The organism is Bradyrhizobium sp. B097 (assembly GCF_038957035.1).
GTDB lineage: Bacteria > Pseudomonadota > Alphaproteobacteria > Rhizobiales > Xanthobacteraceae > Bradyrhizobium.
Genome location: NZ_CP152412.1, coordinates 1493178 through 1510375 on the forward strand (window position 1 = coordinate 1493178; position 17198 = coordinate 1510375).

The window sequence follows — 17198 nt, forward strand, 5'->3', positions numbered from 1 at the left end:
TAGTCCCCCGCGTTCCCTCCCGGAGATCAATGATGCCTGCCAGCCGTTCCCATTTCATTCGTCCGTTCATTGCGCTCGCGATGGTGACGGCATCCACGCTCCACGCACTTGCGCAGCAGCCGCCGACGCGGGTGCGTGGAACCGTCGAGAGCGTCGACGGCGATACGCTCGCGGTGAAGTCGCGCGGCGGCGAGGGCGTCAAGCTGCACATGGCGGGCAACATGGTGGTGCTCGGCCTCACCAAGATCGCGCTGTCCGACATCAAGGTCGGTTCCTTCATCGGCACCACCACGGTGCCGGGGCCCGACGGCGTACCGAAGGCGGTCGAGGTGCATGTCTTCCCCGAAAACATGCGCGGCACCGGCGAAGGCTCGCGGCCGTATGATCTGAAGCCGAACAGCAGCATGACCAACGCCACCGTCGCGGAATCCGTCGTCGGCAATGACGGTCATACATTGCTGGTCAAGTACAAGGACGGCGAGAAGAAGGTGCAGGTCACGCCCGACACGCCGGTCGTGACCTATGTTCCCGGCGACAAGGCGGACCTCAAGGCCGGCGCCAAGGTCATCGCCTTCATGAAGAAGCTGCCCGACGGCTCGCTCGAAACCGACCGCGTCAGCGTCGGCCGCGACGGGCTTACGCCGCCGATGTGACACGCGGTTGGTAGCCCGGATGGAGCGAAGCGAAATCCGGGAGTCTCTCCAGGGAGGCAGTCCCCGGATTGCGCTTCGCTCCATCCGGGCTACGGGATGACAGTTTCGTTACCGCAGTAACGGCATCCTCATCCTCTCCGTAGTTGTCGTGCGTGTCGCCTCTCCCGCGAAGGGGAGGTAGCCGCACGGAATACCTACAACTCCCCGGTGTTCCCTGATTCGCCAGCCAAACCCATGAGGAACACCATGCCGAAATCGACGCTGTTCGCCGCATTGCTTCTCGTTGCCTTTGCCTCAGCCGCATCGGCGCAACAACCGCCGACGGTGCGCATCCGCGGCACCATCGAGGCCGTCGATGGCGCGATGCTGTCGATCAAGTCGCGCGACGGCGATGATATGAAGGTACGCACGACCGACAACGTCGCGGTGTTCGGCGTCGCCAAGACCGATCTGTCGGAGATCAAGTCCGGTTCCTATATCGGCGTCACTGCGATGCCCGAGCCGGATGGAACCCAGAAGGCGATTGCGGTGCATATCTTCCCGGAAAACCAGCGCGGCGCCGCCGAAGGTTTTCGTCCCTGGGACCTGCGCGCCAACTCGACCATGACCAATGCTACCGTCGCCGAGACAGTGAAGGGCACCGACGGCCAGAACATCACGGTGAAATACAAGGACGGTGAGAAGAAGGTCGTGGTGCCGCCGGGAACGCCGGTCGTCACCTTCGTCTCCGGCGACAAGTCGGAGCTGAAGCCGGGCGCCAAGATCATCATCTTCGGCGCGGTGAAGAAGGACGACGGCACACTGGAAGCCAATCGCGTCAATGTCGGCCGCGACGGCATCGCGCCGCCGATGTGACGCGAAGCGTCATCCCGGGGCGATGCGGAGCATCGAACCTCAGATGCGCAATTGCGCATCGGGGGATCTCGAGCCGCAAGTTACGCCGTCGTCCCTGCGAAAGCAGGGACCCATAACCACTGGGTTGAGTTGTTGAAGCTCGCTGTGGCCCCAGCCATGCGCAGCAATATCGATCGGTGGTTATGGGTCCCCGGTCGCGCTTCGCTTGCCCGGGACGACGTAGAATGTGTGGCTGCGCGTGCTAAACCGCCAGCACCCTGTCGTCGATCTCGGCGATGGTGTTGACGCCGCACAGCCCCATCGTGGTGGTGAGCTCCTTGCCCAGGATGTCGAGCGCCTTGGCGACGCCCTCCTGGCCGCCGGCGCCGAGGCCGTAGGCATAGGCGCGGCCGATCATGCAGGACTTCGCGCCGAGCGCGAGCGCGCGCATGATGTCCATGCCGGTGCGGATGCCGCCGTCGAACATGATCTCGAGCTTCGAGCCGACCTCGTCGACGATCTCCGGCAGCACCTCGATCGAGGACGGCGCGCCGTCGAGCTGGCGGCCGCCATGGTTGGAGACCACGATCGCCTGCGCGCCGGTCTTGGCGGCGAGCTCGGCGTCCTCGACATCGAGAATTCCTTTAAGGATCAGCTTGCCCGGCCAGATGCTGCGGATCCAGTCGATGTCCTTCCAGTTCAGCGTGGTATCGAACTGCGAGGCGGTCCATTCCGACAGCTTGGTCAGATCCTCGGTGCCTTTGACGTGACCGACGATGTTGCCGAAGCTGCGGCGCTTGCCGCGCAGCACGCCGGCGACCCATGACGGCTTGCTCGCGAAGTCCAAGAGCTTCGACAGCGACCATTCCGGCGGCACCGTCATGCCGTTCTTGATGTCCTGGTGGCGCTGGCCGATCACCTGCAGGTCGACGGTCAACACCAGCGCCGAGCATTTCGCCGCGATGGCGCGCTCGATCAGCGACTTGATGAAGCCGCGGTCCTTCATGACGTAGAGCTGGAACCAGAACGGCTTGTCGACGCTGGCTGCGATGTCTTCGATCGAGCAGATCGACATCGTGCTCTGGGTGAACGGGATGCCGGCCGCTTGCGCCGCGCGGCAGGCGTGGATCTCGCCGTCGCCATGCTGCATGCCGAGCAGGCCGACCGGCGCCAGGATGAGCGGCATCGCCGCCGGCTCGCCGAGGATCGTGGTCGCCAGGCTGCGCTTGGACACATCGACCAGGATACGCTGGCGGAACTTGATCTGCTGCAGGTCCTCGGTGTTGGCGCGCAGCGTGTCCTCGGTGTAGGAGCCGCGGTCCGCATAATCGAAAAACGCCTTCGGCACCCTGCGCTTGTGCAGCTGGCGCAGATCTTCGATGCAGGTAATGTGCTTCATGGACGTTCCCGGCCCTTCTTCTAGGTCGCAAGTTCGATGGAGACGTCTTGCGGGTGTTCAGTCTTGCCGTCATCTAGCATGGTTGGGGGGCCCGCCAAATCTGAAGACGGATGGGAGAGCACGATGACGCAATCAGGCTCCAAGCCGAAGCCAAACGACAACACCGAAAAGCGCCAGCTCGACGAGGCCCTGGAAGAGGGCCTGGAGGAGACGTTTCCCGGTTCCGACCCCGTCAATGTCACCCAGCCGGCCCCCTCCAAGGGCGACCAGCACGTCAAGCGAGGCGGCAAAGGGTAGGGGACAGCGTTCGTTCCCGGGGATTGCCTCAGGGGCGATAATGTTATATTTTTCAGCGCCTTAATGCCGAAAAACGCGGTTCGGCCGCGGTAATGATTCATCATATTTTTTGAAGTCATTTTAGCGCCTGGCAGTCTATAAGGCCGATGCACGCTACACTGGTAGGCGTTCAGGACTCTCTCGCCGGGTGGTTCGAGAGGTCCGTGTTGGGGGTATCATGAGCCGCAAATATTTCGGGACCGATGGAATTCGGGGCCGCGCCAATGGGCTGATCACGCCGGAGCTCGCGCTCAAGGTGGGGCAGGCCGCAGGGTTGGTGTTCCAGCGTGGCGACCATCGCCATCGCGTCGTGATCGGCAAGGACACGCGGCTGTCCGGCTACATGATCGAATACGCCATGGTCGCCGGCTTCACCTCGGTCGGCATGGATGTGCTGCTGGTCGGCCCGATGCCGACGCCGGCGATCGCGATGCTGACCAAGTCGATGCGCGCCGATCTCGGCGTCATGATCTCGGCGTCGCATAATCTTTTTGAAGACAACGGGATCAAGCTGTTCGGCCCGCAGGGCTTCAAGCTCTCCGACGATGTCGAGAAGCAGATCGAGCAGCTGCTCGACGAATCGCTCGACCGCCGCCTGGCGCAGAGCGCGAGCCTCGGCCGCGCCCGCCGTATCGACGGCGTCCATGACCGCTACATCGAATTCGCCAAGCGCACCCTGCCGCGCGACCTCTCGCTCGACGGCCTGCGCGTCGTGGTCGATTGCGCCAATGGCGCCGCCTACAAGGTGGTGCCGGAAGCGCTGTGGGAGCTCGGCGCCGATGTGGTGCCGATCGGGGTCGAACCCGACGGCTTCAACATCAACAAGGAATGCGGCTCGACCTCGCCGGAAGCGCTGTCGCGGAAGGTGCGCGAGATGCGCGCCGACATCGGCATCGCGCTCGATGGCGATGCCGATCGCGTCATCCTGGTCGACGAGCGCGGCCACATCGTCGACGGCGACCAGCTGCTCGCGGTGATCGCGCAGAGCTGGAAGGAAGAGGGGCGCCTCGCCAAGCCCGGCATCGTGACGACCGTGATGTCCAATCTCGGACTGGAGCGCTTCCTGCAGGGCCACGGGATTTCGATGGTCCGCACCCCGGTCGGCGACCGCTACGTGCTCGAGCAGATGCTGAGCGGCGGCTACAATCTCGGCGGCGAGCCGTCCGGCCATATCATCATGTCGGACTATTCGACCACCGGCGACGGCTTCGTCGCTGCGTTGCAGGTGCTAGCCGTGGTGCAGAAGCTGCGCCGTCCGGTGTCGGAGATCTGCCGGCGTTTTGATCCGTTGCCGCAAATCCTGAAGAACGTGCGCTATCGCAGCGGCAAGCCGCTCGACGACGCCGAGGTCAAGTCCGCGATCACCGACGGCGAGAAGCGCCTCAACGGCCATGGCCGCCTGTTGATCCGCCCCTCCGGCACCGAGCCGGTGATCCGCGTCATGGGCGAGGGCGACGATCGCATCCTGGTGGAAGAGGTCGTCGACAACATCGTCAGCGCGCTCGGCCACGCGGCGGCGGCTTAGGGCCCGCTGTTTCCAATCTCGCATCTGCCGATCCCGTCATCCCCGCGCAAAGGCTTCGCCTTTGTCGCTGGAGGAGCGCGCTTCTTGCGCGCGTCTCGAAGGATGCACGGCCCGGTGGTGGCCGATTCATCCTTCGAGACGCGGCCAAGCGGCCGCTCCTCAGAATGACGGGTCGTCGATGAGAGCTCCACAGCGCATCGCTGCCATCGGCTAGTGCAACTGGTCCGCTTCACCTCCGCGCGCATTAAGCATTCGCTAACACTCAGGGCTTGCGTGCGCGGCAAACCCTGCGCCTGCGTCAACGCCTCATTAGCACCTGTGGCGAGATCGCCATCTTTCGCCGCCGCACGCGCGCTTTTATCGACCCATAAGCAACAGCCGCAGCAAAAGGTGAGAGAAAATCAACCTTAAAAATTAGGGTTAAGTGCCGCTTAAACATTTGCTGGCATCGTCCGGCCCGTGAGTTTCAGACGTGGGGCTTTCGTGTCGCCTCACTGGCCCAAAAGGACGAAGCCAATGCGTAGCGTAACGACCCTGATTGCCGCAGGCGCGGCATCCCTGCTGTCTTCGGTGGCGTTCGCTGCCGACATGCCGATCATGCCACCGCCCCCGATGGCGTATGCTCCTCCGCCGATCCAGGATTTCGGCGGCTGGTATCTGCGCGGCGACATCGGCATGACCAACACCCGGGCCAAGCTGCACGCCAATGCCTACGACACGCTGCCGGCGGGCACCACGTTCAACCAGTTCGGCACCGGCTTCGACAGCGGCATGCTGTTCGGCGTCGGCGTCGGCTATCAGTTCAACAGCTGGTTCCGTGCCGACATCACCGGTGAGTATCGCTCGAAGGTGAGCTTCAACGGCACCGACTTCTTCACGTTCCCCGGGCCGAGTTCGCTGGGTGATACCTACCACGGCGGCGTTCAGAGCTGGGTCGGCCTCGCGAACATCTATGCCGATCTCGGCACCTGGGGGTGCTTGACCCCGTTCATCGGTGCCGGTGTCGGTGCCGCGGTAATCAAGACCTCGGCCTTCTCCGACGTCGCCACGTTCCCGAGCGGGTCCGGCCTGACCAGCTCCTTCGTCGCCGACGGCGCCACCAAGACCAACTTCGCCTGGGCGCTGCATGCCGGTGTCGCCTACAGGGTCACCAACAACTTCACGGTTGAACTGGCCTATCGCTACCTCGACATGGGCACCGCGGGCCACGGCCAGGGTCACTTCTTCGACGGCACGCCGGCCGGTCCCTCGAGCTTCCAGTTCCGCGACATGACCTCGCAGGATGTGAAGCTCGGCGTGCGCTTCGCCTTGCCCTGCTGCGACGTGCTGCCCCCGCCGCCGCCGCTGATCCGCAAGGGTTAATTTCGAGCCTTCACGGTTAACGATTGAACGGCGCGGGATCATCCCGCGCCGTTTTTCTTTGCCGTGTCATGCCGCGAGCTTCTGCAACTTGAGTTGTCGAAAGCGGCCGGCGACAACGATTGGTTAAGGTTAACAGGCGATGATCAACGCGCATTCGGTGAGTGGGATGGAGCGTTGCAATGCGTAGGTTCTTGCTGGCGGCGATGATGTTCGGGGCGGTGACCGGCGCGCAGGCGGCCGACATGCCTGATTTCCTTCGCGGCAGTCTTCCCGCTTCCAGCGCGCCGACCAGAAACTGGGACGGCTGGTATGCCGGCGGTCAGGTCGGCCAGACATGGATCAACACCGACTTCGGGGGCAGCGTTGCTTCCCTCACCAATTCCATCTTCCGCAACACCACGCTGCAGGGGCCGACGTCCCAGTTCAATTTGCTGGGCCGGGTCAATGCGCAAAGCTCGGGCTTCGGAGCGTTTGTCGGACGCAACTATCAGTTTGACGACGTCGTGGTCGGTGTCGAAGCAAACTATACCTATTGGTCCGGCCTTACGACAACGACCTCCGGAAGTCTGGGTCCGATTCAAGTGGCTCAGCCAACCCTGGTCCTGCCAGTCGGCGCCACTGCCGCCGATGGCGTGACGTTGAATGGAAGCGCTTCGCTGAAGCTCAAGGATGAGATGACATTCCGCGGCCGCGCGGGTTGGGCAACCGGTGACTTTCTGCCTTACGTCTTCGGCGGCCTTGCAGTCGGCCGAATGGACGTTTCGCGTACGGTCACAAGCTCGGTGAACCGAACGATCAACTTTGCTAACGGAAGTTCGACCACCTTTGCGCTCCCGCAGCTTGCCCAAACCGCGACAGATGCGAAAACGGACGCCTACGTTGCCGGCTGGACCGCTGGTCTCGGCCTGGAATACATGCTGTGGAATTGTGTTTTCGTGCGCGGCGAGTGGGAATACGTCAAGTTCAGCCCGGTCAAGAACACGTCGGTCACGCAGAACAGCGTGCGTGCTGCCATCGGCTACAAGTTCTGACGCACGCCGCGTCGCTTGACACTGCAATGCACGGCTGATCGGATGTTGCTCCGCGAGCGGAGCGACCTCAGATGAAAATCTACGGCGACGCCAATTCGGGCAATTGCCTGAAGGTGAAATGGGTGTGCGACAAGTTGGCGCTGCCGTACACATGGGTCGAGATCGACACCATGAAGGGCGGCAGCCGGACGGCGGAATTCCTCAAGCTGAACGGCTGGGGCCAGGTGCCGACGGTCGAACTGGATGACGGCCGCACGCTCGGGCAATCCAACGCCATTATCCGCTACCTCGCGCGCGGCAGCGATCTGATCCCCGGCGATCCCTATCGCGCGGCGCAGATGGATGCCTGGATGTTCTGGGAGCAGAACAGCCACGAGCCCTATGTTGCCGTCTGCCGCTTTCAGACCGTGTATCTCGGCAAGGCCGTGTCGGAGATTGATCCGAACCTCATCAAGCGCGGCTATGTGGCGCTCGATCATTTGGAGCGGCATCTTGCCGGCGCGCAGTTCCTGGTCGGCGATGCGTTCTCGCTCGCCGACGTCTCGCTGCTTGCCTATACGCGCGTTGCGGAGGATGGCGGCCTCGCGCTCGAACGCTACCCCATGACCCGCCGCTGGATCGCCGATGCCGAGCATGTGCTCGCTCTGCCGCCGGTCCGCTGATTTCGGGTAAACCTCGCCATGCGTGAAGCTTCATCGATCACGATCCGCCGCGCTCGCCGCGAGGATGTCGCCGCCATCGTCGGCATGCTGGCGGACGATCCGCTCGGCAGTGCGCGCGAGCGGATCGCGGATCCGCTGCCGCAAAGCTATTACGACGCCTTCGCGCGGGTCGAGCGCGATCCCAACCTGCAGCTTGTCGTCGCCGTCGACGGGGAGGGCGCGGTCGTCGGCTGCCTGCAGCTTGCGGTGCTGCCGGGTATCAGCTCGCAGGGCTCTTCGCGCGGCCTGCTCGAGGACGTCCGCGTCGCAACACACTGCCGCAGCCGCGGCATCGGTGAGCAGCTCGTGCAGTGGGCGGTCGCGGAGGCGCGCTTGCAAGGCTGCATGCTGGTCGAGTTGCTGACGCATCACACGCGCGTCGATGCGCAGCGCTTCTATGAGCGGCTCGGATTCGCGCGCAGCCATGTCGGCATGACGCTCCGCTTCTGACCTGCGCGAGTTGTGCCGCACCCAAGACAATGCCTGCGGTAGCCGCTGCTGCGCGATCCGGTTAACAGCCAATAAACTAAGCTGGTCTCCGTGAATTTACGGGTCGGAACGAGTCCGGTATGTCGGACGTCTCCCACGGGGCGGCGGCGACTGGGGATTGGAATGTCGGATTATTCGATCGTGCGGGTCGGCAACGAGTATATCGTGCAGGCCGGCGATAAGAGCGTTTTGAAAATATCGAGCCGGCGCAGGGCAGTTAAGATCATGACTCTCGCGGCAGATTTGCTCGATCAGGAGACGATGCAGCAGGTCGAGGACGCCCCATCAATCAGCCGTGATCCCCCGATTGCCCCGGAAAAGTCTGAACTTCCTTGACGTTTTGGTGCCCTTCCACTATGTCCGACCGCGGGAAACCTCTCCCCACCGAGAGGCAGCTATCTGGAAGGGTAGATTATGACTGCAGCGAAGCCCGCTTCGCGGCCCAATGTGCCGCATTTCTCTTCCGGCCCCTGCGCCAAGCGCCCCGGCTGGAACCCCAACAATCTCAAGGACGCCGCCCTCGGCCGCTCGCATCGTGCGAAGGTCGGCAAGGCCAAGCTCAAGCTCGCGATCGAACTGACGCGCGAGGTGCTTGAGGTGCCTGCGGACTACAAGATCGGCATCGTGCCGGCGTCGGACACCGGCGCGGTCGAGATGGCGCTGTGGTCGTTGCTCGGTGCGCGGCCCGTCACCACGCTCGCCTGGGAATCCTTCGGCGAAGGCTGGGTCAGCGACATCGTCAAGGAATTGAAGCTGAAGGACGTCACCAAGCTGAACGCGGCTTACGGTGAAATCCCCGATCTCGCCAAGGTCGATCCCGCATCCGACGTCGTCTTCACCTGGAACGGCACCACCTCCGGCGTGCGCGTGCCGAACGCCGACTGGATCAGCGCAACCCGCGAAGGCCTGACGATTTGCGACGCGACCTCGGCCGCCTTCGCGCAGCCGCTCGATTTCGCCAAGCTCGACGTCGTCACCTTCTCCTGGCAGAAGGCGCTCGGCGGTGAAGCGGCGCACGGCATGTTGATCCTGTCGCCGCGCGCGGTGGAACGGCTCGAGACCTACAAGCCGGCCTGGCCGCTGCCGAAGATCTTCCGCCTCACCAAGGGCGGCAAGCTCAACCAGGGCATCTTCGAGGGCGAGACCATCAACACGCCGTCGATGCTCTGCGTCGAGGATTATCTCGACGCGCTGAACTGGGCGAAGTCGATCGGCGGCCTGAAGGCGCTGATCGCGCGCGCCGACGCCAACACCAAGGCGCTCGCCGACTGGAAGGCGAAGACGCCCTGGATCGACTTCCTGGCCAAGGATCCCGCGATCCGCTCCAACACCTCGGTGTGCCTGAAGTTCACCGATCCCGCGATCACCTCGCTTCCCGCTGACGCGCAGGCCGACTTCTGCAAGAAGCTGGTCGCGCTGGTGGAGAAGGAAAACGCCGGCTTCGACTTCGCGTATTACCGCGATGCGCCGGCGGGCCTGCGGATCTGGTGCGGCGCCACCGTCGAGGCCAAGGACGTCGAACTGCTGACGCAGTGGATCGACTGGGCCTTCGCCGAAACCAAGGCGGCACTGCCCAAGGCGGCATAAGCTTTTTCTTGTCACCTCTCCGCGTTCTTACGGGGAGAGGTCGGATTGCGCAGCGTTCCGGGTGAGGGGCCTTCTCGGCTTGTTCCTCGCCTGTGGCTGCCCCTCACCCTAACTCTCTCCCCGCAAGAACGGGGAGAGGGAGACGTGATCTGAGACTTCACCACATTGGTCCAAGAGACCCGCCCGCTGCAGGGCAGAGGAACAGTCACATGACAAAACCCAAGGTTCTGATTTCCGACGCGCTGTCTCCCGCCGCCGTGCAGATCTTCAAGGATCGCGGCGTCGAGGTCGATTTCCAGCCCAATCTCGGCAAGGACAAGGACAAGCTCGCCGAGATCATCGGCAACTATGACGGCCTTGCGATCCGCTCGGCCACCAAGGCGACCGCCAAGATCATCGAGAAGGCGACCAGGCTGAAGGTGATCGGCCGCGCCGGCATCGGCGTCGACAATGTCGAGATTCCGGCCGCGACCGCCAAGGGCATCATCGTGATGAACACGCCGTTCGGCAATTCGATCACGACCGCCGAGCACGCCATCACCTTGATGCTGGCGCTGGCGCGCGAGATCCCGCAGGCCGACGCCTCGACCCAGGCCGGCAAGTGGGAGAAGAACCGCTTCATGGGCGTCGAGATCACTGCCAAGACGCTCGGGGTGATCGGCTGCGGCAATATCGGCTCGATCGTCGCCGATCGCGCGCTCGGCCTGCGCATGAAGGTGATCGCGTTCGATCCGTTCCTGTCGCCGGAGCGTGCCAAGGACATCGGTGTCGAGAAGGTCGAGCTCGACGATCTGCTCAAGCGCGCCGATTTCATCACGCTGCACACGCCGCTGACCGAGAAGACCCGCAACGTGATCGACGCGGCCGCGATCGCCAAGATGAAGAAGGGCGTGCGCATCATCAATTGCGCCCGCGGCGGCCTGGTCGACGAGCAGGCGCTGGTCGATGCGCTGAATTCCAAGCATGTCGCGGGCGCCGCCTTCGACGTGTTCGTCGAGGAGCCGGCGACGTCGAACGTGCTGTTCGGCCATCCCAACGTGATCTGCACCCCGCATCTCGGCGCCTCCACCACCGAGGCGCAGGAGAACGTCGCGCTGCAGGTCGCCGAGCAGATGTCGGACTATCTGCTGTCGGGCGCGATCTCCAACGCGGTCAACTTCCCCTCGATCACGGCGGAAGAGGCGCCGAAGCTGAGGCCGTTCATCGAGCTCGCCGAGAAGCTCGGCTCGTTTGCCGGCCAGCTCACCGAGAGCGGCATCCTCAAGACCACGATCACCTATGAGGGCCATGTCGCCGAGATGAAGATCAAGGCGATCACCTCGGCGGTGCTGTCCGGCCTGCTGCGGCCGATGCTGGGCGAGGTCAACGTGGTGTCGGCGCCTGTCGTCGCCAAGGAGCGCGGCATGGTGGTCGACGAGGTGGTCCGTGCCGCGCAGAGCGACTATGAAAGCCTGATCACGGTCACCGTCACCACCGAGCGCCAGGAGCGTTCGGTGTCCGGCACCGTCTATGCCGACGGCAAGCCGCGTCTCGTCGACATCAAGGGCATCCGCGTCGACGCCGAGTTCGGCAAGTCGATGATCTACGTCACCAACGAGGACAAGCCGGGCTTCATCGGCGCGTTCGCGAGCCTCTTGGGTGATGCGAAAATCAATATCGCGACCTTCCATCTCGGCCGCGTCAAGCAGGGCGGCGACGCCATTGCGCTGGTCGAGGTCGACGGTGCGGTGCCGGCGGATCTGCTCGCCAAGGTGCAGTCGCTGCCGCAGGTGAAGCAGGCCAAGGCGCTGACGTTCTAAGAGGCGCTGACGTTCTAGTTTTTTTGCGATCGGCGGTTTGTCCGCACACTCACTTCACCTCTCCCGCTTGCGGGGGAGGTCGGATCGCATCGATAGACGCGATCCGGGTGGGGGCTCTCTCCTCACGAAGACTTTCGATTGCCGAAATACCCCCACCCCAGCCCTCCCCCGCAAGCGGGAGAGGGGGCAAAGCGAACTCGTGGTCACCACCGGATCTCGTTCAAGCACATCCAAATTCCGATCTGCGGAACATGACACCGTCTCCGGCCCCGGAGGCGGCGTTTGCCGTTCCGGGGCGTCTGGTATTGCTGTTGCAGCGTCCAAAATATGTGTACGAAGGCGTCAAGACGCGCCACTATCCGGCGATCTCAGAGGGAGAAAACAATGCGTGAAGCCGTAATCGTTTCCTACGCGCGCACTGGCCTGGCGAAGTCCGGCCGTGGCGGATTCAACATCACCCCGCCGATGTCGCTGGCCGGGCACGCCATCAAGCACGCCGTCGAGCGCGCCGGCGTCGACAAGGACTATGTTGAGGATTGCTATCTCGGCAATTGCGCGCATGGCGCGCCGAACATCGGTCGCCAGGCGGCGCTGCTCGCCGGCCTGCCGAAGTCGACCGCGGGTGTCTCGGTGAACCGCTTCTGCTCGTCGGGCCTGCAGACCATCGCGATGGCTGCGAACTCGATCCGTTCCGACGGCTCCGATTGCATCGTCGCCGGCGGCGTCGAGAGTATCTCGATTCCCGGCGGCGGCGCGCCGAAGGAATCGATCGATCCGGACCTGCTCAAGACCGCGCCCGCCATCTTCATGGCGATGATCGACACCGCCGACATCGTCGCCGAGCGCTACAAGGTCAGCCGTGAATACCAGGACGAGTATTCGCTGGAGTCGCAGCGCCGCATGGCGGCCGCGCAGCAGGCCAACAAGTTCAAGGACGAAATCGTCCCGATGAAGACCAAGATGAAGGTGGTCGACAAGGCGACCAAGGCCGAGACGATCGTCGACTACGTCGTCGACCGCGACGAGTGCAACCGCCCCGAGACCACGCTGGAAGGCCTTGCCAAGCTTGAGCCGGTCAAGGGTCCGGGCAAGTTCGTCACCGCCGGCAACGCCAGCCAGCTCTCCGACGGCGCCGCCGCGGTGGTGCTGATGGAAGCCAAGGATGCCGAGAAGCGCGGCCTCAACCCGCTGGGGCGCTTCGTGGCCTGGGCCTCAGCCGGCTGCGAGCCCGACGAGATGGGCATCGGTCCGGTGTTCGCCGTGCCGAAGCTCTTGAAGCGCCACGGCCTGAAGGTCGAGGACATCGATCTCTGGGAGCTCAACGAAGCCTTCGCCAGCCAGTGCCTCTATTCGCGCGACCAGCTCGGCATCGATCCCGAGAAGTACAACGTCAACGGCGGCTCGATCGCGATCGGCCATCCGTTCGGCATGACCGGCGCCCGGCTCACCGGCCACTTGCTGCAGGAAGGCCGCCGCCGCAAGGCCAAGTGGGGCGTCGTGACCATGTGCATCGGCGGTGGTCAGGGCGGCGCCGGCCTGTTCGAGATCTACAGCTAAAGCGCGGTCGATTCTGATCGTGTCAGAACGAGCGGCCCGGCGGCAACGCCGGGCCGCTTTTCGTTTGCAGCCGGTCATGACACCGGCAAATCGGCCGCGCGCTCGCCGAAGTCGAGCGCGGCAATCAGTTCGAGCGTTTGCCTGAGATCGCCGGCCTGCTTTGCGCCGAAGGCGGTCTCGAAGCGCTCCTGGGCCTTGAGCCAGGCGGCCTGCGACTCATCCAGCCGGCCTTCGCCGCGTTTGGTCAGCCGCACCAGGCGGCTGCGGCGGTCGTTCTTGTCGACGGTGATGGTCAGCAGGCCGTCGCGCTCGAGCGGCTTGAGGTTGTGGTTGAGCGCGGTGCGGTCGAGCACCAGCGCGGCGGCCAGTTCGCCCATGGTCGGCGCGCCTGATCGTCTGACATAGACCAGAATGGCCCGTTGCGTACCGCGCAGCCCGGATGTCGCAAGGACCTGATCGTAAAGCTGTGACACCCGCCGCGTCGCCTTGCGCAACGCCGTGAGATTGCACCGGCTGGGTTCCGTTTTCGCCATCGCCGCCTCCAATGGGCTTGACAGATACATGCATATGCACCTAATGGCAATAGATGCATATGCACGTATCTGTCTGGAGGATGTGATGTCGGAGGTAGAGGCGGAGACCATCGGGCCGGCCGTCGGGACTGCTGCGCGGCCGCGCTCTCGCGTCGCAACACCGCGCCAGGTGCTGGCGATCGTATCGGTCGGAATCTGCCTCGCCAATCTCGACCTGTTCATCGTCAATGTCGGGCTGCCGAACATCGCGCAGGAATTCCGCGGCGCCTCGCTCGAGGATCTGTCCTGGATCCTCAACGGCTATGCGATCGTCTATGCGGCGCTGCTGGTGTTCTTCGGCCGGCTCGCCGAGCGCCACAGCCGCAATCTCAGCTTCCTGCTCGGCGTTGCGCTGTTCACGGCCGCGTCGGCGGCGTGCGCCCTTGCCGGCAATGTCGAATTGCTGGTCGTCGCGCGCGTCGCGCAGGCCGCCGGTGCGGCGTTGATGACCCCGACCTCGATCGGCCTGCTGCTGGCGTCGTTCCCGCCCGAGCAGCGTCCCGGCGCGGTGCGGACCTGGACGGCGATCGGCGGCCTTGCCGCCGCGCTGGGGCCGCTGGCGGGCGGCGTGCTCGTCACCTTCGACTGGCGCTGGATCTTCATCGTCAATGTCCCGATCGGCATCGTCGCACTCATCATCGGCTGGCTGAAATTGCCCGAGGTGCCCGGCCATGACGTGCCGCGTCCGAGTTCATGGGCCGCGCTGCTGGTGACCTGCGGCATCGGTGCGCTGACATTTGCGATCGTGAAGGCGAACGACTGGGGATGGAGTTCGCGCGGCGTCGTGCTTGGCTTTGCCGTCGCGGCCATCTCGCTCGCTGCCTTTGCGTGGCACTGCCTCAAATCGAAGAACCCCTTCGTCGATCCTGCCTTGTTCAAGGTGCGGCTGTTCACCGGGGCGACGTTTGTCATGGCGCCTTACTCGGCGGCTTTCGGCGCGATGCTGCTGTCGGTGGCGCTGTGGGAGCAAACCGTGTGGGGCTGGTCGGCGTTGAAGACCGGCCTTGCGATCGCGCCGGGTCCGCTGCTTGTCCCGTTCACCTCCTTGCTGTTCGCCGGCCGTCTGATCGCGCGATTTGGCGCCGCGGCCGTTGTGTCCGCCGGGATCGTATCGTTCGCGGGCGGCCTTGCGATCTGGGCAACGTTGCTTGGCGCCGACCCCAACATGCCTGCCTTTGTGGTCGGTATGATGCTCACCGGTATCGGTGTCGGGCTGACCTTTCCGACCCTGATGGGCGTCGGTGCTGGTTCGCTGCCGCCATCGTCGTTTGCCACCGGTTCCGGTGTCATCAACATGATCCGGCAGGCGGCGCTTGCGATCGGGGTTGCGATCTTTGTCGCGATCCTTGCAACCCCGGTCTCGATGGCGGACCGGATCGCGGCGTTTCAGCGCGGCTGGTGGATCATGATTGCCATCACGATTGCCGGTTTCGTGCCGAATTACCTGTTCATCCGGCGCAGGGCGGACCGCTAACGGGTGAAAGCCGTCGCCGCGCCATCCGGCAGCCGCGAGCGTGCCATCGTCGTGCCGCAGGGAAACCTCAATCGAACCAGTCCTTTCCTCGCTGCGTCTCACCACGAGAAACGGCGCGCCTTTGAGCGGGCGTGCCGTCCGTCTCGCGCGATGCGATGTTTCCCGGAGGGATGTGATGCGAAAGATTGCGAACTGTCTTGTGACCACCAGCCTGGTGCTGGCGGGTGCGCTGGTTGCCCGGCCGCTCCATGCGGCCAATCTCGATGCGGCGTCGCAGGTCGACGCCGTGACTGTCTATCCCGATGGCGCGAGCGTCACCCGCGTCATCACGCTGGATCTGCCCGCCGGCGACAACACGCTCGTCGCGAAGGATTTCCCGATGGGGCTCGATCCGTCTTCGCTCCGCGTGGAGGGCGAGGCGGGTGGCCGGCTGACGATCGGGGCCATCGACGCGCGGCCGCCGCGCCCGGTGGAGCCGGCGAACCTGCCCGAGATCGACAAGCGGATCGAGGCGCTGCGAGATCAGCGCGAGGATCTGCAGGGGATCATCACCTCGGCCGAGGCGCGGCGCAAATTCGCCGAACATTTCGCCGAGGCCTCGCCGGTCGGAATCGGCGAAAAGGGCGAGGCGCGTCCGGTCAGCGAGTGGCGCGCCGCGTTCTCGGCGGTCGGGGACGAAGTCGCAACCGCCGACACCGCGATCCGGGATGCCGCGCGCAAGCAGCGCGACATCGATCGCGAGATCGCGCGCCTCGAAGCCGATCGCGCGGCCAAGCCGCCGAGCAAGCTCGAGGTACGGATCGAGCTTGCCTCCGCCGCCGCGACCCGCGCGACATTGCGGGTGACCTATGCGGTGCGCAACGCCCGCTGGATGCCGCTCTACGACGCCCGTCTCGACACCGGCGCCAAGGATCGCAAGCCGGCGATCGAGCTGGTGCGCCGCGCCGAGATCACCCAGTCGACCGGCGAGGATTGGTCGAACGTCGCGCTCGCCGTCTCCACCGTGCGCGTCGCCCGCGGCGGCAATGCGCCCGACCTCAATTCGTTGATCGTACGATATCCGCAGCCGCCGCGACCGCTGGCCGCCGGCAGAGCTTTCGACAGCGTGCAACAGCCCTCGGCGCTGATGCCGGCACCGGCTGCGCCGCCGATGGAGCAGCATCTGTTCAAGCAGGCCGAGGAGCGGGACGCCGTCGCCGAGGTCGGCGCGTTCCAGGCCACCTTCAAGATTCCCGGCCGCGTCAGCGTCGCCGCCAACGAGGGCGCGAAGAGCCTGCGTATCTCGACGGCGACGATCACCCCCGATCTCGCGGTGCGCGCCGTTCCGGTGATCGACCCGACCGCGTTCCTGGAAGCGAGCTTCGTGCAGGCGGACGAGGCGCCGCTGCTGCCGGGGCAGGTCTCGATCTATCGCGACGGCATCTTTGTCGGCCGCAGCCGGATGGCGACCGCCGCCAAGGACGAGACCGTGCGGCTCGGCTTCGGCGCCGACGACAAGGTCAAGATCGAGCGCACGGTGGTGAAGCGCAACGAGGGCTCCGCCGGCCTGATCGTGACGACGTCGAAGACCGACGAACGCGCGTTCAAGACCACGGTGCGCAACGGCCACGACTTCCCGATCAAGGTCGCGATCCAGGATCAGCTCCCGGTCAGCGAGAACGACGATATCGTGGTCGAGATGCTGCCGTCGTCGACGCCGGCGACCACCACTAACCTGCGCGACAGACGCGGCGTGCTGGAATGGGCGTTCGAAGCCAAGGCGGGCGAAGTCCGTGACATCAATTTCGCCTGGCGGATGCGCTGGCCCAAGGACAAGGGCGTCGTGATGGTGCCGGCAGGCTGATCTGCGTCAGGTGCACGACACGACGTTCGCGAATTA

16 protein-coding genes are annotated in these 17198 nt (G+C 64.5%); 14 read left to right on the forward strand and 2 right to left on the reverse strand.

Features of this window, described 5'->3' with window-relative positions; translation table 11 throughout:
• The first annotated feature begins 32 nt into the window (after positions 1-32).
• Together AAFG07_RS06795 and AAFG07_RS06800 are read left to right on the forward strand one after the other, a co-directional pair.
• Positions 33-653 (forward strand): hypothetical protein, encoded by a 621-nt coding sequence (locus AAFG07_RS06795; RefSeq protein WP_342726555.1) that lies wholly within the window; start codon positions 33-35, stop codon positions 651-653.
• 246 nt (positions 654-899) lie between these two features.
• Positions 900-1508 carry a hypothetical protein gene (locus AAFG07_RS06800; protein WP_342726556.1) on the forward strand — a complete coding sequence of 203 codons (609 nt, stop codon included), beginning with the start codon at positions 900-902 and terminating at the stop codon, positions 1506-1508.
• Between the two features lie 241 nt (positions 1509-1749).
• Here AAFG07_RS06800 and AAFG07_RS06805 read toward each other — a convergent pair whose 3' ends face one another.
• The gene (locus AAFG07_RS06805) at positions 1750-2886 is read right to left on the reverse strand and encodes an alpha-hydroxy acid oxidase (protein ID WP_342726557.1); all 1137 of its coding nucleotides are present in this window, start codon (positions 2884-2886) and stop codon (positions 1750-1752) included.
• Between the two features lie 123 nt (positions 2887-3009).
• Between AAFG07_RS06805 and AAFG07_RS06810 the strand changes: the two genes are divergently transcribed.
• From AAFG07_RS06810 to AAFG07_RS06855, 10 genes are all read left to right on the forward strand, one after another.
• Positions 3010-3183 (forward strand): hypothetical protein, encoded by a 174-nt coding sequence (locus AAFG07_RS06810; RefSeq protein ID WP_342726558.1) that lies wholly within the window; start codon positions 3010-3012, stop codon positions 3181-3183.
• A gap of 217 nt (positions 3184-3400) precedes the next feature.
• Positions 3401-4747 (forward strand): phosphoglucosamine mutase, encoded by a 1347-nt coding sequence (gene glmM, locus AAFG07_RS06815; protein WP_092117402.1) that lies wholly within the window; start codon positions 3401-3403, stop codon positions 4745-4747.
• Between the two features lie 516 nt (positions 4748-5263).
• Positions 5264-6109: an outer membrane beta-barrel protein gene (locus AAFG07_RS06820; RefSeq protein ID WP_342726559.1), complete on the forward strand. Its 846-nt coding sequence runs from the start codon at positions 5264-5266 to the stop codon at positions 6107-6109.
• A gap of 179 nt (positions 6110-6288) precedes the next feature.
• Complete coding sequence (locus AAFG07_RS06825; RefSeq protein ID WP_342726560.1) at positions 6289-7140, forward strand: outer membrane beta-barrel protein; 852 nt, start codon at positions 6289-6291, stop codon at positions 7138-7140.
• Between the two features lie 71 nt (positions 7141-7211).
• Entirely contained in the window at positions 7212-7802 is a 591-nt protein-coding gene (locus AAFG07_RS06830; protein ID WP_342726561.1) for a glutathione S-transferase family protein, read from the forward strand.
• A gap of 18 nt (positions 7803-7820) precedes the next feature.
• Positions 7821-8291 (forward strand): GNAT family N-acetyltransferase, encoded by a 471-nt coding sequence (locus tag AAFG07_RS06835; protein WP_342726562.1) that lies wholly within the window; start codon positions 7821-7823, stop codon positions 8289-8291.
• Between the two features lie 162 nt (positions 8292-8453).
• On the forward strand, positions 8454-8666 hold the full coding sequence (locus AAFG07_RS06840; protein WP_342726563.1) for a hypothetical protein: 213 nt from the start codon (positions 8454-8456) through the stop codon (positions 8664-8666).
• A gap of 78 nt (positions 8667-8744) precedes the next feature.
• Entirely contained in the window at positions 8745-9917 is a 1173-nt protein-coding gene (locus tag AAFG07_RS06845) for a phosphoserine transaminase (protein ID WP_342726564.1), read from the forward strand.
• 209 nt (positions 9918-10126) lie between these two features.
• A complete protein-coding gene (serA, locus tag AAFG07_RS06850) occupies positions 10127-11716 on the forward strand; it encodes a phosphoglycerate dehydrogenase (protein ID WP_229168507.1) in 1590 nt (529 codons plus the stop codon).
• A gap of 384 nt (positions 11717-12100) precedes the next feature.
• Positions 12101-13273 (forward strand): acetyl-CoA C-acyltransferase, encoded by a 1173-nt coding sequence (locus AAFG07_RS06855; protein WP_342726565.1) that lies wholly within the window; start codon positions 12101-12103, stop codon positions 13271-13273.
• A gap of 74 nt (positions 13274-13347) precedes the next feature.
• Here the strand turns inward: AAFG07_RS06855 and AAFG07_RS06860 are convergent, their stop codons facing one another.
• Entirely contained in the window at positions 13348-13806 is a 459-nt protein-coding gene (locus AAFG07_RS06860) for a MarR family transcriptional regulator (protein ID WP_342726566.1), read from the reverse strand.
• An 85-nt stretch (positions 13807-13891) separates the two neighbouring features.
• Here AAFG07_RS06860 and AAFG07_RS06865 point away from each other — a divergent pair, with 85 nt between their 5' ends.
• Complete coding sequence (locus tag AAFG07_RS06865) at positions 13892-15319, forward strand: MFS transporter (RefSeq protein WP_342726567.1); 1428 nt, start codon at positions 13892-13894, stop codon at positions 15317-15319.
• A 175-nt stretch (positions 15320-15494) separates the two neighbouring features.
• Positions 15495-17162 (forward strand): mucoidy inhibitor MuiA family protein, encoded by a 1668-nt coding sequence (locus AAFG07_RS06870; RefSeq protein WP_342726568.1) that lies wholly within the window; start codon positions 15495-15497, stop codon positions 17160-17162.
• The last annotated feature ends 36 nt before the right edge of the window (positions 17163-17198 follow it).

Excerpts from the sequence above, each read along its gene's own strand:
- AAFG07_RS06795 (WP_342726555.1), top strand. The coding sequence starts at position 33 with ATGCCTGCCAGCCGTTCCCATTTCATTCGTCCGTTCATTGCGCTCGCG.
- AAFG07_RS06800 (WP_342726556.1), top strand. The coding sequence starts at position 900 with ATGCCGAAATCGACGCTGTTCGCCGCATTGCTTCTCGTTGCCTTTGCC.
- AAFG07_RS06805 (WP_342726557.1), bottom strand. The coding sequence starts at position 2,886 with ATGAAGCACATTACCTGCATCGAAGATCTGCGCCAGCTGCACAAGCGC.
- AAFG07_RS06810 (WP_342726558.1), top strand. The coding sequence starts at position 3,010 with ATGACGCAATCAGGCTCCAAGCCGAAGCCAAACGACAACACCGAAAAG.
- glmM (WP_092117402.1), top strand. The coding sequence starts at position 3,401 with ATGAGCCGCAAATATTTCGGGACCGATGGAATTCGGGGCCGCGCCAAT.
- AAFG07_RS06820 (WP_342726559.1), top strand. The coding sequence starts at position 5,264 with ATGCGTAGCGTAACGACCCTGATTGCCGCAGGCGCGGCATCCCTGCTG.
- AAFG07_RS06825 (WP_342726560.1), top strand. The coding sequence starts at position 6,289 with ATGCGTAGGTTCTTGCTGGCGGCGATGATGTTCGGGGCGGTGACCGGC.
- AAFG07_RS06830 (WP_342726561.1), top strand. The coding sequence starts at position 7,212 with ATGAAAATCTACGGCGACGCCAATTCGGGCAATTGCCTGAAGGTGAAA.
- AAFG07_RS06835 (WP_342726562.1), top strand. The coding sequence starts at position 7,821 with ATGCGTGAAGCTTCATCGATCACGATCCGCCGCGCTCGCCGCGAGGAT.
- AAFG07_RS06840 (WP_342726563.1), top strand. The coding sequence starts at position 8,454 with ATGTCGGATTATTCGATCGTGCGGGTCGGCAACGAGTATATCGTGCAG.
- AAFG07_RS06845 (WP_342726564.1), top strand. The coding sequence starts at position 8,745 with ATGACTGCAGCGAAGCCCGCTTCGCGGCCCAATGTGCCGCATTTCTCT.
- serA (WP_229168507.1), top strand. The coding sequence starts at position 10,127 with ATGACAAAACCCAAGGTTCTGATTTCCGACGCGCTGTCTCCCGCCGCC.
- AAFG07_RS06855 (WP_342726565.1), top strand. The coding sequence starts at position 12,101 with ATGCGTGAAGCCGTAATCGTTTCCTACGCGCGCACTGGCCTGGCGAAG.
- AAFG07_RS06860 (WP_342726566.1), bottom strand. The coding sequence starts at position 13,806 with ATGGCGAAAACGGAACCCAGCCGGTGCAATCTCACGGCGTTGCGCAAG.
- AAFG07_RS06865 (WP_342726567.1), top strand. The coding sequence starts at position 13,892 with ATGTCGGAGGTAGAGGCGGAGACCATCGGGCCGGCCGTCGGGACTGCT.
- AAFG07_RS06870 (WP_342726568.1), top strand. The coding sequence starts at position 15,495 with ATGCGAAAGATTGCGAACTGTCTTGTGACCACCAGCCTGGTGCTGGCG.